Source organism: Propionigenium maris DSM 9537 (assembly GCF_027925155.1).
Taxonomy (GTDB): Bacteria; Fusobacteriota; Fusobacteriia; order Fusobacteriales; family Fusobacteriaceae; genus Propionigenium; species Propionigenium maris.
The window spans coordinates 69,114-84,995 of the sequence record NZ_BSDY01000010.1 but is presented as its reverse complement, the minus strand read 5'-3'; the positions used below and the strand labels follow the sequence as shown (position 1 = coordinate 84,995).

Annotated in this window: 15 protein-coding genes and 1 pseudogene; all 16 read right to left on the bottom strand. The window is 31.8% G+C overall.

Translation table 11 applies throughout. The features are described from left to right. Positions 1-35: 35 nt before the first annotated feature. Entirely contained in the window at positions 36-1,091 is a 1,056-nt protein-coding gene (locus tag QMG11_RS11655; protein WP_281836172.1) for a polysaccharide pyruvyl transferase family protein, read from the bottom strand. A 643-nt stretch (positions 1,092-1,734) separates the two neighbouring features. Then, positions 1,735-1,923: pseudogene (locus QMG11_RS20055) on the bottom strand (sugar phosphate nucleotidyltransferase); the annotation flags it as partial. Between the two features lie 374 nt (positions 1,924-2,297). Beyond that, a complete protein-coding gene (locus QMG11_RS11650; protein ID WP_281836171.1) occupies positions 2,298-3,467 on the bottom strand; it encodes a nucleotide sugar dehydrogenase in 1,170 nt (389 codons plus the stop codon). A gap of 46 nt (positions 3,468-3,513) precedes the next feature. Beyond that, on the bottom strand, positions 3,514-4,728 hold the full coding sequence (locus QMG11_RS11645; RefSeq protein ID WP_281836170.1) for a dTDP-glucose 4,6-dehydratase: 1,215 nt from the start codon (positions 4,726-4,728) through the stop codon (positions 3,514-3,516). Continuing rightward, positions 4,725-5,603: a glucose-1-phosphate thymidylyltransferase RfbA gene (rfbA, locus tag QMG11_RS11640; RefSeq protein WP_281836168.1), complete on the bottom strand. Its 879-nt coding sequence runs from the start codon at positions 5,601-5,603 to the stop codon at positions 4,725-4,727. The genes QMG11_RS11645 and rfbA overlap by 4 nt, the downstream gene beginning before the upstream one ends. A 194-nt stretch (positions 5,604-5,797) precedes the next feature. Further along, entirely contained in the window at positions 5,798-5,989 is a 192-nt protein-coding gene (locus QMG11_RS11635; RefSeq protein WP_281836167.1) for a hypothetical protein, read from the bottom strand. 189 nt (positions 5,990-6,178) lie between these two features. Further along, positions 6,179-6,955: a glycosyltransferase family 2 protein gene (locus tag QMG11_RS11630; RefSeq protein ID WP_281836166.1), complete on the bottom strand. Its 777-nt coding sequence runs from the start codon at positions 6,953-6,955 to the stop codon at positions 6,179-6,181. Continuing rightward, positions 6,921-7,751: a glycosyltransferase family 2 protein gene (locus QMG11_RS11625; protein WP_281836165.1), complete on the bottom strand. Its 831-nt coding sequence runs from the start codon at positions 7,749-7,751 to the stop codon at positions 6,921-6,923. Before QMG11_RS11625 ends, QMG11_RS11630 begins: the two co-directional genes overlap by 35 nt. A 4-nt stretch (positions 7,752-7,755) precedes the next feature. Then, positions 7,756-8,706: a glycosyltransferase family 4 protein gene (locus QMG11_RS11620; protein ID WP_281836163.1), complete on the bottom strand. Its 951-nt coding sequence runs from the start codon at positions 8,704-8,706 to the stop codon at positions 7,756-7,758. A gap of 69 nt (positions 8,707-8,775) precedes the next feature. Continuing rightward, positions 8,776-9,702, bottom strand: a complete 927-nt coding sequence (locus tag QMG11_RS11615) for a glycosyltransferase family 8 protein (RefSeq protein ID WP_281836161.1) — start codon at positions 9,700-9,702, stop codon at positions 8,776-8,778. 10 nt (positions 9,703-9,712) lie between these two features. Further along, entirely contained in the window at positions 9,713-10,540 is an 828-nt protein-coding gene (locus QMG11_RS11610) for a hypothetical protein (protein WP_281836160.1), read from the bottom strand. Beyond that, positions 10,533-11,384: a class I SAM-dependent methyltransferase gene (locus QMG11_RS11605; RefSeq protein ID WP_281836159.1), complete on the bottom strand. Its 852-nt coding sequence runs from the start codon at positions 11,382-11,384 to the stop codon at positions 10,533-10,535. The genes QMG11_RS11610 and QMG11_RS11605 overlap by 8 nt, the downstream gene beginning before the upstream one ends. A 17-nt stretch (positions 11,385-11,401) precedes the next feature. Then, a complete protein-coding gene (locus tag QMG11_RS11600) occupies positions 11,402-12,601 on the bottom strand; it encodes an ABC transporter ATP-binding protein (protein WP_281836158.1) in 1,200 nt (399 codons plus the stop codon). Positions 12,602-12,612: 11 nt separating this feature from the next. Then, entirely contained in the window at positions 12,613-13,437 is an 825-nt protein-coding gene (locus QMG11_RS11595) for an ABC transporter permease (protein ID WP_281836156.1), read from the bottom strand. 83 nt (positions 13,438-13,520) lie between these two features. Further along, positions 13,521-14,726 carry an exopolysaccharide biosynthesis polyprenyl glycosylphosphotransferase gene (locus QMG11_RS11590; protein WP_281836239.1) on the bottom strand — a complete coding sequence of 402 codons (1,206 nt, stop codon included), beginning with the start codon at positions 14,724-14,726 and terminating at the stop codon, positions 13,521-13,523. Positions 14,727-14,855: 129 nt separating this feature from the next. Then, entirely contained in the window at positions 14,856-15,881 is a 1,026-nt protein-coding gene (locus tag QMG11_RS11585) for a CDP-glycerol glycerophosphotransferase family protein (RefSeq protein ID WP_281836154.1), read from the bottom strand. Position 15,882: the final 1 nt, after the last annotated feature.

Genomic DNA, 15,882 nt, shown 5'->3' with positions numbered 1-15,882 from the left:
GGTGTTACATTACCTTATAATTCCCCCTTAATATTTTATAGTGCTTTAAAATTACCCAATATTTTTCTCATTATTTTTATTGTTCTTCTTTTATCATAGAAAGAAAACATTGGTTTGTATGCTGTTTCCGTACTTTTTTCTTTAAATTGCTCTTTCCATTTTGCAATATCTTCCCAAGGAAGATTTAACGCTGTATAAAACTCCTCATTTATAATTTCACCTAAAGAATCTATCTCGCTTCTTTCAACTACCTTTATTCCAAAAGATTTTTTTTCTAAAGCTCTATTATCAATTCCTATAATTATTGTTCTCCTTAAGTTTTGCATAGCTCTTATTCCTCCATGAAGTCTTGTTCCTACAAAATCTATCGACGATTCTTCCTTCAATATTTTATCGAAACTAAAAAGATTTGGAGCAATAGTTATAACTTTTTCAATATTTAAACGATTAAAATAATCTATATCCTTAAATGATTGAGGCCAAAAGTAAACTTTTTCATAATTAGCTTGTAAGATTTCAAACATTCTTTTGTCTTTTTCTAAATCTCTATTATAATCTGTTAATGTTGTTACAACACTTTTCCCTTTTGTTCTTGGTATCCCTTTACAATGTTCAGAGGTTAAACTCCACATTGTGGCACATGATGTATTTAATACATTTTTTATTCCAATTTCATTTAACTTATTTTTAGTATATTCATCTCTAACTGAATGAATTTTATCTTTTGATAAAATTCTTTTCAATATAAACTTAGAAGCGATCGATACTTTAGTTGTATATTTTGAAGCTCCAACTCCCATTAATACAACATTCCCAAGATTAATAGCATCTATTAACCCAATTTTCCATTGATTTCTACTTGCTGTTGCTTTCATTTTAGTGGATAATAGATTAGTCCCACAAACAATTCCATAATTACTACCTTCAAAAGTTTTATGTCCCGCATCTCCAAGACCAGTATGAGTCGGTAACTCTACAAAAAGATCGTCTTTAAAAACTTCTTTTATTATTGGAACATATGCTGACATAATTATTTCATCACCTGTATTATTGCTTGAACACCAAGTGTTAAAAATTGTAATCTTTCTCATAATAAAATTCTTTAACTCCTCTCAATCTATTCATTCTTCCTATATTTTTAATACAAATCCAATGTATTTCTTCCTAACTCCATGCCTTTATTTGACCCTATTAAAACTTCTATAAATCATATCATAAACTTAAACAACTTAATTTCTAACTTCATTTCATTCTCTCGCTAAAAATATAACCATTAATCATACTTATATTATTAGAGCTATTCCCTACAATGATAATCTACATATACAAGGTATTCTCTTTCTTCAAAATTTTTTGATAATCACTGGAATCAATTTCTCTGGAAATTGATATGATCCATAGTTGTTGCCTTACCTAGTAATCTTTGCAGGAAACATATAAATATCTACATAAGCTTTCTTAAGCATATCTGTACTAGTCTCATAAACTTCATAGGAACTTCTTGGTTCTAAAACAGACCTCTTCTACAAATACCTTTGGTATAATCTTTCTACCCTCCAAAACTTTATTTAAGTCTTCTAATTTTATTCCATTTGCGGCTATTAACTTTTTGTTTTTAATTAACGTATTTCCATCTATAAATCCTCCCTTTAAAGTTCCTTATACCTCGCCTGTATTTCCCTGTAAGAACTTATTTCTCTTCTTGTAAATAGAACTTATTAATGCCTATTATCTCTAGCTTCTTCTCTCTAGAGGCTTTAATATTTTAACTTCCTGTACCACATTCTTATAATAAAAATAAAGTCTTGGTATAACATAGTTTAACTTAAATATCCTTGGCTTTTCTTCGATAAAAATGACGTTTTCATTTTTGTCAAAATCTCTAACACCAAACTTTCTAGGAATTTTTGCAAAATATACAAAAACTTTAGCTCCCTTCTTTTTAAAGTGTCATTTCAAATAAATTTTTCTTCAATTATAAAGCTTTTACTAACCCTTTAGGTTCCTTTTGAGTTTCATAATTTATACTAACCCCTAATTTCTCTCCATTGCCAAGATGATTTTTATAAATGTTTAAATCCTTAAGAGCTGTTATTAATAATATCTATCTTATTCCTACTAACACTAACACAGATAGTGGTTAGTATATCATTAGCTTATCGCAAAGAGGAAGTAATTTCTTGTTTACTCCCTTTGTTACAGGATATAATCTCTCTTTACTTCTATTACTCTTCTTCTCTATATTATATTTAAGTAAAACATAAAAAAGAATACTGTCACTGTGCTCTTTTTAAATATTAATCTCTTGCAAAAATATCTCTTGTATAGATCTTGTCTTCCACATCAACTAACTCTTCATTTAGTCTATTTGTGACAATAATATCCGAAGCCTCTTTAAATTTATTTAGATCATTTATAACTTGAGAGTTAAAAAATTTATCTCCATCTTCAAATACAGGCTCATATATTACGACCTCTACGCCCTTAGCCTTTAGCCTCTTCATTATCCCCTGTACAGCAGATGTCCTGAAATTGTCTGAATCCGTCTTCATTGTAAGCCTGTAGATCCCTACAACCTTTGGACTCCTCTTTAATATCTGTTCTGCTACATGATCTTTCCTTGTCCTATTGGCATCCACTATAGCCTGGATGATATTGTTTGGTACGCTCTCATAGTTTGCTCTCAGCTGTTTGGTGTCCTTTGGCAGGCAGTAGCCCCCGTATCCAAATGACGGATTGTTGTAGTGACTTCCTATCCTAGGATCTAATCCCACTCCCTCTATTATTTCTCTAGTAGATAGTCCTCTTATTTCAGCATAGGTATCCAGCTCATTAAAGTATGCCACCCTCATAGCCAGGTAGGTATTGGAAAACAGCTTTACAGCTTCAGCTTCTGTGGAATCGATAAATAGTGTAGGTATTTCCTCCTTGATAGCCCCCCCTGCAAGGAGGTCAGCAAATACCCTTGCCCTCTCACTGTCCTCACCTAGTATTATCCTCGACGGATATAGGTTGTCATAAAGTGCCTTCCCCTCCCTCAAGAACTCCGGAGAAAATATTATGTTATCTGTACCAAACTTTTCCTTAACCGACTTGGTATAGCCTACAGGTAGCGTTGACTTTATTATCATAACTGCCTCTGGATTTATCTCGACTACATCAGCTATTACAGCCTCTACCGATTTGGTGTTAAAGTAGTTGCTCTCCACATCATAGTCTGTAGGGGTTGCTATCACCACATACTCTGCTCCCTCATAGGCTTCCTTCTTATCCAGAGTTGCCCTTAGATTAAGCTTCCTATTCTCAAGATATTCCTCGATCTCGTGATCCACTATAGGAGATTTCTTACTGTTTATCATATCTACCCTTTCTTTTATTATATCCAGTGCTACTACCTCATGATTCTGAGCCATTAAGACTGCATTCGACAGCCCTACATAGCCAGTTCCCACTACTGTTATCTTCAATCATTTCACCTCTTGTCTAGATGTTTATAATTCAAAGGCAATTTATCTACCTCCTACCGTATATTTTATCATAATATTCCTTATAATCTCCAGTCACTACCTCTTTCATCCAATCCTGATTTTCAAGATACCATCTAATTGTCCTTTCAATTCCTTCAGTGAATGGGGTCTCTGGATAGAATCCTAGTTCTCCTACTGTCTTGGCAGGGTCTATAGCATATCTCGCATCATGCCCCAGTCTGTCCTGCACATGATTTATTAAATCATAGGAGATAGTTTCCGGAGTACACCTTATAACACCCCTATACTCATCTTTCAACTGTCCATTTTCAATTATCAATTTTCTTATAATGTCTATAGTCAGCTTCACAATGTTAATATTTTGTTCCTCATTGAAACCTCCTATATTATAGATCTCGCCAAGTCTTCCCTTTTTTAAAGCCAGGTCTATTCCCCTACAGTGGTCCTCTACATAGAGCCAGTCCCTCACCTGTCTGCCGTCTCCATATACTGGAAGCTTTTCTCCCTCTAATATATTTTTTATAATAAGGGGGATAAGTTTTTCCGGAAATTGATATGGGCCGTAGTTGTTGGAACACCTAGTTATATTAATAGGAAACCTATAGGTTTCCCCATAGGACCTCACAAGCATATCTGCACTTGCTTTAGACACTGCATAGGGTGACCTTGGATCCAGAGGAGTTTCCTCTGTAAAGAGCTTTTCACCAAAGGTTTTGGGTATTACTTCTCTTCCCTGAAGTAGATCTTTCATTTCTTCACCTTCGATTGATAGCTCTCGCCCTTCTGGGATATCCCTTTTAAGGCTTCCATATACCTCATCTGTACTCACCTGTAGAAATTTCTTTCCTTCCTTGTAGGTAGGATAACCCTTCTCATCTCTGCCTATACTCCAATGCTTCTTTGCTGTATCCATAAGTATCTGGGTTCCCAGGATATTAGTTTTTAGGAATATCCCAGGATCTTCAATAGACCTGTCCACATGGGATTCAGCTGCAAAGTTAACAACATAATCTATATCATGATTTGCAAAAATATTCTCCACAAGCTCTCTATTGCAGATATCCCCCTTTATGAAGGTAACTCTTGAATCCTTAAGCTCTTCTCTTATTGTTCCCAGGTTTCCTGCATAGGTCAGCTTATCCAATACCACAATATTAATATCATGATATATTCTGAGCATATACTTTATAAAGTTAGCCCCTATAAAACCTGAGCCTCCCGTTATCAGATAAGTCCTCATCTCTTCTCCTTCAGTTTAACCAGATCCATTAAGTATCCACCATAATTCGTTTTGAGCAGTGGTTTTGATGTCTTAAGCACCTCTTCCCTACTTATCCACCCTTTATTAAAAGCAATCTCTTCGAGACAGGCTATCATTATCCCCTGCCTGTCCTGAATAGCCTTCACAAAATTAGTGGCATCTACAAGACCATCAAAGGTTCCGGTATCCAGCCATGCCATTCCTCTTCCCATGTTGATACAGCTCAATGATCCCTCCTCTAGATATAGCCTGTTTATATCTGTAATTTCCAGCTCTCCTCTACCAGAAGGCTTTAACCTCTTCGCCTTCTCTATCACGGTATTATCATAAAAATAAAGGCCTGGAACCGCATAGTTTGATCTGGGATGCAATGGCTTCTCTTCTAGTGAGATCACTTCCCCCTCTTCATTAAATTCTACAACCCCAAAATCTTTGGGATCTTTTACAAAATAACCAAAAATCCTGGCTCCCCTGCTTAAAGATATACACTTTTTAAGGGTATCGCTAAAAAAAGATCCGTAGAATATGTTGTCTCCAAGTATAAGAGCTACACTATCACTGCCGATAAACTCTTCTCCTATTATAAAAGCTTCTCCCAATCCATGTGGCGCCTTCTGAACTTTATAAGTAATAGAAACGCCAAACCTTTCTCCATTCCCTAAAAGCTTTTTATAGTTTCTTATGTCTTCTATTGTTGTTATAATCAGAATCTCTCTTATTCCAGAAAGCATTAAAACTGATAGTGGATAATATATCATTGGTTTATCATATATTGGAATCATTTGCTTGTTTATTCCCTGTGTCACAGGATAAAGTCTTGTTCCACTGCCACCTGCCATCACTATCCCCTTCACAAGTCTCCTCCTTTTTAATAACTTTTATCTATACTAGTATAACATAAGAATAGAGCTGACGTTTCATTCAGTTTTCATTGTCATAAAATATAAAAAGGGCACACTAAACTGCACCCTGGAATTAATCTTTTATAAAAGGCCTCCTGTATACACCTTTACCTCAATATCCTTTAGATCTTTAGGAAATCTTTTACTCATTTCTCTTTAAACTTTATCAGATCATTTATAAACTGAGAATTAAAGAAACCATCTCCATATTTTAAAAACGATTCGTAGATTACTACCTCTACAGGTTTAGTATTAAAATAGTTTCTATCTGTGTCGTGACCTGTTAGAATTCCTATCCCTGCATACTCTGCACCTTCATAAGACTCTCTTGCTTTCAAGTTAAGTTCCTTATTCTTAAGCAATTCCTTATCTACGTATAGGCGACCTTTTACTATTAATCATATCTTATTATATCCTGCGCTGTTACCTCATAGTTCTGAACCAGTAACACTACATTAGATAATCCTATATATCCTGTTACCCTTATCTTCATTCTATCACTGGAATTTATAGAATAATCCACTCTGCTAATTTAGTTTTTCTGTCTTGCTTATAAATTTTTTCTTCAAAAACAATCTATTGATTATATTATATATTAAATAATAAGATGATTTAATTGGTCCAAATTTTTCTATTCTTCTAAATAGTGCCCAGTGATAATTTATTAGGCTTATTTTAGAACTTGATAAAGATCCCTGCACAAGTCGATACTGTGCCAGTGTTTCTTCCAAACAGTAAGCAAACTCTGTCCTTTTTAAAATTTCTAGCCATAATGCGTAGTCATGCCTCTTCCCAATCTCAGGCATATAAATTTTTCCTAACCTCTTTACGCTGTACATAGCTGTCAGGCAGCCAATATAGTTATATTTTAACATTTCTTCATAGTTTACTCTGTTTTTCGACCTCATTATTTTTTCTAACGAATTACCATTAACATCTATTTTTTCATACCAGGTATAGGTTAAACTATAATTATTATTTTCCATAAACTGTACCTGCTTGTTAAGCTTTTCAGGATGCCATAGGTCATCACTATCTAAAAATGCTATGTAATCTCCTTTTGCAGCTTTTATTCCCATATTTCTAGCTACAGCTCCTCCTACATTCTCTTGAAGCTTTATGAGCTTTATCCTACTATCTTTTTCTACAAATTTTTCTACTATTTCAGCTCCATTATCAGTGGAATTGTCATCTATTACTATGGCTTCCCAGTTTGCATAAGTCTGATCAAGAATTGAGCATATAGTTTCTCCGATATACTGCTCCGCATTATACATAGGTGTTATTATTGAAGCTTTCCCCACATTTACACCGCCTTATATAATCTAAAGTTCCTCTATACATTTCACTCATAGCATTAATTAATGAGGTCCTTGTCAAAATTTTTTTTCTTTTTTTTAAAATAAAAGATAGATTGAAAATTAAAGAAAACCATCCAAATAATCTAAAAAACAGAGCTCCCTTAGAGAACAAAGTTCTATCTGTTAACATTCTATTAGAAGTTTCCTTTGAGTGAATAGCTACAGATATAGGAACAAACTTTATAGAACAACCTTTTTTTAAAGCTTCTTGCAAGAATATATTTTCCTCTCCTGTTTCATATAAAGAACCTAAGCCAAATAATTCATCATATTTTAAATCAAATTTTTCTACACTGCTTTTCCTTATGGCTATTTCTATGGAAGAAACTTTTAAAATACTTCTTCTATTGTGAGTATAACTTTTTTTTGAATATCTTTTAAAATCTTCACCCATTGAAGTTTCTGCTTTAAATGTCAATATATCTAAATTTTTATCTTTCTCGAATTCTTTCATAATCTTTTTTTCAAAATTTTTTTTATAATAAACATCATCATCTGTCAAAAGTAAAATATCCCCCTTAGCTTTCTCCAATGCTCTATTTCTACTTATTGAAAGACCCCTTTCTCTAAATGAAATTAATCTTACGTTCCCTTTTGTCAACTCTTCTTTAATCAATTTCAAATTATTAGTAGTTATTTGATTTACAATAAGACAATCTGAAAATATATTCTTTGTTTCAAGCTCTAGTTCTTCAATATTTCGTCTATTCATTGTGGATATTAAAATTTCTATTTTCATGATATCATCCTATATTTCTTATACTTTTTAAGTATTGAGTTGATTTTTTTGACCAACTTAAATCGATATTAGGCTTAAAAAAAGTATCATTCTCATTCAATAAACATATTTCTATTTTGCTAGCTATTTCATCTATATTCTTATAATCATGTATTATATTACTACTTCTAATATTTAATAGTTCCTTAGAAGACACATTTTCAGAAAGTAGCAGTTTACAATTATAATTTAATGCTTCCAGAGGAGCCATCCCAAAAGGTTCATAGGCACTATTCTGTATAAATAATTCACTTTTTTTCATTAATTCAGTAAGCTGAATGTGTTCTATAAAACCTAGATAATTTACAAAGGAATATTTTTTAATTTCCTCAGTATCGACACCATCTTCTCCTGCTACTAACAGCTCAATATCAATATCTTTCAACTTATCAAGTGCTTTACATATAGTTAAAATCCCTTTTTCTTTCCGCCCTCCACCTACCGTTAATACCTTTCCTTTTACCTTTGATAAATTCGATTTTTTTTTCACTTCAACACCATTATTCACATAATCAATATTATTCTTTTTCCTAGGATAAAGATCTTTTAAGTCTTTACTAAATTTTTTAGAGACAGCTATTATTTTAGTTGCACAAAAAATACTAAACAGTTCAATATAATATCGATACCTCGGAACAAACCTAAATTTTCTTTCTAGTTTCAAAGTTCCATGCATTATTAGACAATTCTTTTTTGAGAATAGCTTCCCTAAAATAAAAGAAAAAGCACCTAAAAATGAAATTCCCGAAACAACTATAATTTTACAATTAATAATTTTTTTTAAAAGGTTTAACTCTATTTTTTTTTGTATTTGATGAAAGACAACTATGTCTTTAGGAAAATATTTATTTAAGTTTATATCTACCATTGAAGGGCCATTCTTCTTCTTAAAATCACCTATATACAAAATTTCCATTTTTTCTCCTTCTACTGACTTACTTCTTAGAAAAACCAATAAGTTGATATCCGTTAGTTACTATGGGCGTTATCCCTGTTTTACTGTTACTAGTTTCGATTTTATATTTTTGTAATTAAGATATATTAGTTCTCCGATGATAGGTGTATTTCTTATAAGAGAAAATAGCTCTGAACGCTTAACTCTTAATATTGAAGGTAATGATTTTATATATACCTTTAACCCCAATATTTTATATTCAAAATCAAGACCTTTAGTATAAAATATATTATAAATATATTTTTTATCAGGCCCTAAATTATGAATGATAATATGACTTTTTTTATGTTTCAATTTCTTTTTGCAGTTCTTAATCATTGAAGCTTGATAATTGAAGTCTGCTGAAACTTTTAGAATTTGACCTTCACATACCTTATTTAAGGCATCTTGGTCACCAAGCTTGAAAACACTTATATTATCTATAGAAGATTTTATTAACTTCAATCCAGTATCATCATTACTCATTTTTCTTAAATTCATTAACAGTATACCAGCATTAAAATAACTAGATGATTGCTCTAATCCAATCATCTCTTTATAGTCAGCTTTACTCAAATAATAGAAGTCTTCTACTGCTGCAAACATATAATCAGAAATATCTGTTTTCCACAGGTTTTTTAATGACCCTTTAACCAGAATATCAACATCCAAATAAATTGCCTTAGGTAATTCTGGCTTCAATTCAGGAATTAAATATCTATAAAATGTAGGCAAAGGTAAGTGATAACCTTCAGGCCTGCATTTTTCCAATTTTTCAGTACAAATATCCAAAAATTCAATGGAAAAGTCATACGTATTTAGTAGCTTATTAAAAGCTCTTTTATCTTCTATGGAAAAATCATTCTGTAATATATAGAAATTAAATTTATCTTCTATATCAGCATTTTTTAAGATTGAATGTATTGTGATATATAGATAAGGCAGGTAATTTTTATCTACTGAAAAAAATATATCCATTAACTCTCTCCTATTTATTAATTTTTTCTTTCTTAAATAGATCTTGAAAACACACTCTTGGTATACTATTTAGATTCCCACCAACTCCAGCATTGTAAATACTAATTCCTTTTTTTTGTAATATTTTGTATGCATAAGAAAAAGCTCTTGAATTATCTTCTGCAGGGTCGTGATCCCAAAATTGAATATTTGTTTTTTCCTGCAATGTATCACGGTACCAATGCATATTTGAATTAACTGTTTCTTTAAAATTGTTATCAACACCTATAAAATATATCTCTTTAAACCCTAGCCAAACCGCTATTTGAAGAAGTTGGAGAACAATAGTATATGAGTGAGCTATCGGTTTACTTAAATCAAATTGAAAAAAATTATTAAACATACTTTTTTTCGACCGTTTTGTATACATTGAAAAATAAGATATATTCCTTAAATTTTTACTTGGGACTATATCTCTAAAAAGGAAAAATTCTTCATAATAACCTCGTGGAATTAACTTGCCATAATCAAGCATCGCTTGATTATCTGAAATTCCGTAGAATTTTACTTTTGATAGACCTAATTTCTTCAATAGATATCCTCTATTACAAACGAATGTATATTCATCGTTTAAGACTTCTAAGTCCATTGCTTTTAATGAAGGGGCTCCTCCTATTATAAAACACCTTGCTCCTGAAAACTCTCCCTTTTGAATGCGCACATTCTTTTTTATTGAATATTCAATTCGTTTTGTATTCTTAATAAAAAGTAGCACACAAAAGTACAGTCTTCTTAACTTTAAGTAAGTCTTCTCTTTCAGTATTTTTTCTTTCAGTAATATTTTTATTTTATCATTCATTTATTGGCATCCTCGCTATAAAGTGAAATCCCTTTTCAGGACTTTCATTATAATTATGGCTATCAAATAGTCCGCCACCAACCCCCCGACAGAAATCTAAAAATTCAAATGATGTCTCTTCTGTTTCTACCATTTGAAGTTCTGCTTCTAACATTTTAGCTTGCCACCACTTTTTTTCTTTAATGGTAACGTGTAAAGGATCATCTAAACATTTTGAAATCGAACCGATAAAAATCCCGCCATCAGCTAAATGTTTTTTTACATTATTAAAAACTATAGGAAGATCTTCCTCTTTTATATGTTCTAAAACCTCCCAACAACTGATGACCTTAAACTTTTTCAACTCATTATCCATTGTTAATTGAAATGACTTTGTGATATCACATGTAAATAAATTATTAGGAATAGTTCGCCAGTTTGCTCTTTGGGATTTTTTTGATAAATCACTGCCTTCTAAACCAATTGCTTCATAGCCTCTTAATGCAAAATCAAAAACAAGACCTCCTCCAGAACATCCCAAATCTAAGAATGACATCTTGCTTCCATATAAGTCTATACACCTTTTTATAAATTTTGGGTTTCTTGTGTTATCTTGTAATGTTCCAAAAGGATTTTTGTGATCATTACTTTCATAGGCTATTGGATTATTAGTCTCTAATTTTATATTTGAATTATGCTTTATTTGTTCATTTGAAATTAATTCAATTAAATCACGATATTGCCAATCATTTAATTTCTGCATTTCTTGAAGTATTTTTTGTTGCTGGTCTAATTTTTTATTTAAATGATGTATTTGTCTAAAAATAGGTACTTTCAAGTATATTTTTTTTAAAAGTTTTTTCATTTAATTATCCCCTTCTATTACTTAGAATTAATATTAAAATCAATTTTTAAGTCTAATAATGATTTATGAAGTATAAAAGCATTGTTAGATCGTTGCTTGATAAATGGAATATTATCAATATTTAATAAAATATTCCCATCTTTAGTTTCAAAGTGTATAGCTAGTTTATATTCTCCACTATTCAAAAACAAATCAAATATATTTAAAGTAACTTCAAACTTTCCAATATTTATATCAAAATATTTTCTTACATTTATTCCAGAATAATGTAATATAGATTTCAAAGAGTCTGAATATACCATAAAGCTAAACGCTACATCTTTAATATTACCTATAGAGTTAAAGTTTAATTTCAAATCGTATCTACTTTTTTCCCTTTCTTCAATCTCCAAACCCAAAAATTCAAGTTGCTCTAAACTTTTATTTATTTGAAAGCCCATTTTGTTTAGATTCTTATTATACTTCTCAATCGCAATTACAGTTTCTCCTAAAAACTTTAAACTTCCTTGCTCTACTAATATTGTTTGATTACAAAGTTCTTTCGCAGCTTCCATATTATGCGAAACAAATATAATCGTTCTCTCGCCCTTCATCGAAATTTCATTCATTTTTCCTAAACATTTTTTCTGAAACTCTGCATCACCTACAGCTAATACCTCATCTACTATCAATATCTCAGAATCCAAATGTGCTGCTACTGCAAATCCCAACCTTACCTTCATTCCAGAGGAGTATCTCTTGATAGGAGTATCCAGAAACTTTTCACATCCTGAGAATTCAACGATTTCATTAAACTTTTTATCTATCTCTTCCCTTGTCATCCCCAGTATGGATCCATTCAAGTATATATTTTCTCTTCCTGTAAGTTCCGGGTGAAACCCAGTACCTACCTCTAGTAGAGAGGCTACTCTTCCATTAATCTTAACACTACCATCCGTCGGTTCAGTTATTCTGCTCAGAATTTTCAATAAAGTAGACTTTCCTGCCCCATTTCTTCCTATGATGGCTATCTTTTCCCCCTTTTTTATCTCAAAACTGACATCATCTAAAGCTTTAAATACTTCTGTTTCCGTCCTATTAAAAAGCTTCCAGGGAGTAAATATATTTTTAAACAAATATACCATTACATCTGAGAGTTTCTTATATGGGTCTTTTACTTCATGTGATATCTTATATTCTTTTGTTAAATTCTCTACCTTGATTGCTATATTATTCATAAATACCCTCTCTAAATCTTATCTGCAAAAGTTCTCTCGAGTCTTCTGAATATCTTTACTGAAACTATTAAAACCGTTAATAATACTATTGTTGAAGTAAAAATACTTTTTATATTTAATACATCAGATCCTAGTATGCACCACCTGAAACCATCAATAATTCCAACCATGGGATTCAGGTTATACGCCACTTTATATTTTTCTGGTACTATCGAGCTAGAAAATCCTACTGGTGATATATATAATCCTAGCTGCAATAAAAATGGAATGATATACCTAAAATCTCTGTATTCTACATTTAATGCAGCTATCATAACTCCAAAAGCAAAAACGGTGACAAAAGTAAGGATAATAAAAAGTGGTAAAAATATGATATTACTACTCGGAAGATATTTGTAATATACCATCAGTAGAACAAAAATTATAAATGATATCACAAAATCAACCATGGCTGTTAATATACTGGATACTGGAAGTATTAATCTTGGAAAATATATCTTTGATAGCATTCCACTAGAAGTCACTAAACTATTTGCACAAGCTGTAAAACCATTTGAAAAGAACTGCCAGGGAAGCAAGGCACTATAAACCATTATTGCATACGGGACATTCTTTTCTGAGGGCAGCTTTGCTATCTTACCAAAAACTATTGTAAATACAATCATGGTAATTATAGGCCTTATAATTGCCCATAATGCTCCTATTGCCGCCTGTTTATACCTTACTTTTATGTCTCTCCAGGTTAACACATAAAGCAATTCTCTATATTCATATAATTCTTTAAAATACTTTCCATTATTTTTTTTAGGTTCAATAATTAAATCATACTTCTGCATTTTCCTACCTTTCTACCTAACTGCACAAGCCCTGCTTTAGTACAGATTTCTTTATCGTAATTATTTTAGTCCTATTCGAGGTCCTAAACTCCTCTTCTGCTCAATACCACCTTTATAGTCTTAAAGAAAACCATAAGATCAAACATAAAGTTCTGGTGTTTAAGGTAATATAGATCATATTCCAGCTTGTGGAGCGCATCCTCTACGCTGGACCCATAGGGGTACATTACCTGAGCCCAGCCAGTTAGTCCTGGTTTTATAGAGTGTCTTACATCATAAAAAGGAATTTCCTTTTCCAGCTTCTCTATAAACACCAGCCTTTCTGGCCTGGGTCCTACAAAGGACATCTCTCCCCTTACTACATTCCACAACTGTGGTAATTCATCTATCCTAGTTTTTCTAATAAATTTTCCTACTTTAGTTATTCTTGAATCATTTTTTTGGGCCCACTGAGCTCCGTGTTTTTCTGCATCTACACTCATGGACCTGAACTTAATTATTTCGAACTCCTCACCTCTAAGTCCTACCCTTTTCTGCCTGAATAGAGCCGGCCCCCCATCCAGTTTGACTATAAGAAAGGTTAAGCCCATTACAGGAAGTGTTAAAATGCCTATTATTGTAGCCATGGAAATATCAAATATTTTCTTTAAATTTTTTTGAAATGTATTGTGTAAAATTTCAAAACCCTCACTGTACAAAAACCACTTTTCCTTTATCTTTTCCACGTAGATCTTTCTTTCGATCTCCTGCATCAGCTGCCATTCACAATAAACTTTATACCCCTTTATCTTTAGTTTTAAAAATTCTACCTCATACTTTCTCATAAACTCCTCTTCAACAGATATGAGATCCAGATTTCTTTCCCTAAGGAGTTCCTCTACCTCCTTAAAACTCTTAACTTTATCAATGGAAATGTATTCCAGTTGTCCGAAGTTTCTTTCTGCAAATCCTTTATTTACAGTAATATAATCCTCTGCTTTCCCTATATATAACCCTCTATAGGTTCCATCCTTCCTGTAAACCTTCACCATAACCATTCTCAATAAGTTGCTTCCGACCCATAGTAAAAAAAACTTGAAAAAAACCAGATAACTCTTTGAAAAAGACCACAACATAACAGATATAACTATATTGACTGCTGAAGATCTTACCCAGGGAGTCCACCTCCCATACTCATCTGTGAAATTTAATATATCAAAGAGATAGTAATATAGATAGATCAATAAAAATATTATATAACTATAACTCTTCATTGGGGTACCATAGTATATATTCCCTCCTCTGATCATAAGAAATAAGAGAATAAAATATATTATTCTTAAGTATACTTTTTTATCATTATTCAATGTTCCAACTCCTTGAAATTTTATTGTCCAGTATATATTATACAACAAAAAAAGAGGATACATCCTCCCTTTTTAATTATTTTCCCTATTATTATTTAAAACTTCAAATACCCTCTCAGAATTATTACTGTCCCTGTGTTCAAATAATTTCATTGGTACCTCTATCTTCAAGTTATTATCTATAACTTTTTTTAGATGATCCTTCAATTCCTCCTGGGAATTAACCTTTCTGTATTCGAGAAACTCATCATCTACATACCACTCTTCTTCAGACTTATAAAAAATTACCTCCCTGCCGTTATAGAAGAAGTCCCATGCCACACTTGAATCATCTGTAATTAAAATAGAAGCTTCCCTTACTTCCTTACCTATGTCACTAGTCAGATATTTTTCATCAATATCCAAATCACCCTTTACCATATTATGAACGGCTAATTTCACAGGATAATCTGTAGTTTTTAATACTTCTAAAATTTCTCTTAGTTTGCTTAGATATAAGCTTCCTTCCTTCCAGGTCAGAAATACAAAAATTTTTTCTGTTTTTTTTATATTTTCCGGCAATAGATCATGTCTTGGCAATCCTAGGAGCTTTAATTTTTCTTCTGGTATCCCTATTTGCTCTACTATCTTTTTTTCAAGTTTAGAGGAAACTACAAAATAATCTACAGTATTCTTTAAAGATTTTACATAGTTATTTATCTTTTTAGTAAATATGACTCCATGCTGTATAAATACTTTTTTAGGTCCACCAAGATATTTAACAATCATTCCTGCTTTATGCATACTTGGAAGAATATCTGAGAAGCTATGAGAATAAAAAACTCCACTAGCTTTAAAATAGTATATAAAGGATTTAAAGCTGCCCCTTTTCAAACTATTTTTACCCGTTGGGATATCCTCTATAAAATAAACCTCTTTTCCTAAAGATTTTATGTAATTATAGAGAGCCTTCGCATTATCGCTTCTTTTTGTTCCATAGTTGGAACCTATGATATAAGATTCAGGTTTTTCCCTGATCAAACCCTTTAAAAGAAAAGCCAGAAAAAGCTTTGTAGAACTGAGAATTAAATTCAAAACATCAGATATTAATTTTTTCATA

Bases quoted from the DNA above. Each gene is read 5' to 3' on its own strand.
- QMG11_RS11620 (WP_281836163.1), bottom strand. From the start codon at position 8,706: ATGGAAATTTTGTATATAGGTGATTTTAAGAAGAAGAATGGCCCTTCA.
- QMG11_RS11655 (WP_281836172.1), bottom strand. From the start codon at position 1,091: ATGAGAAAGATTACAATTTTTAACACTTGGTGTTCAAGCAATAATACA.
- QMG11_RS11595 (WP_281836156.1), bottom strand. From the start codon at position 13,437: ATGCAGAAGTATGATTTAATTATTGAACCTAAAAAAAATAATGGAAAG.
- QMG11_RS11610 (WP_281836160.1), bottom strand. From the start codon at position 10,540: ATGAATGATAAAATAAAAATATTACTGAAAGAAAAAATACTGAAAGAG.
- QMG11_RS11645 (WP_281836170.1), bottom strand. From the start codon at position 4,728: ATGAGGACTTATCTGATAACGGGAGGCTCAGGTTTTATAGGGGCTAAC.
- QMG11_RS11615 (WP_281836161.1), bottom strand. From the start codon at position 9,702: ATGGATATATTTTTTTCAGTAGATAAAAATTACCTGCCTTATCTATAT.
- QMG11_RS11600 (WP_281836158.1), bottom strand. From the start codon at position 12,601: ATGAATAATATAGCAATCAAGGTAGAGAATTTAACAAAAGAATATAAG.
- QMG11_RS11585 (WP_281836154.1), bottom strand. From the start codon at position 15,881: ATGAAAAAATTAATATCTGATGTTTTGAATTTAATTCTCAGTTCTACA.
- QMG11_RS11625 (WP_281836165.1), bottom strand. From the start codon at position 7,751: ATGAAAATAGAAATTTTAATATCCACAATGAATAGACGAAATATTGAA.
- QMG11_RS11590 (WP_281836239.1), bottom strand. From the start codon at position 14,726: ATGATCAGAGGAGGGAATATATACTATGGTACCCCAATGAAGAGTTAT.
- QMG11_RS11605 (WP_281836159.1), bottom strand. From the start codon at position 11,384: ATGAAAAAACTTTTAAAAAAAATATACTTGAAAGTACCTATTTTTAGA.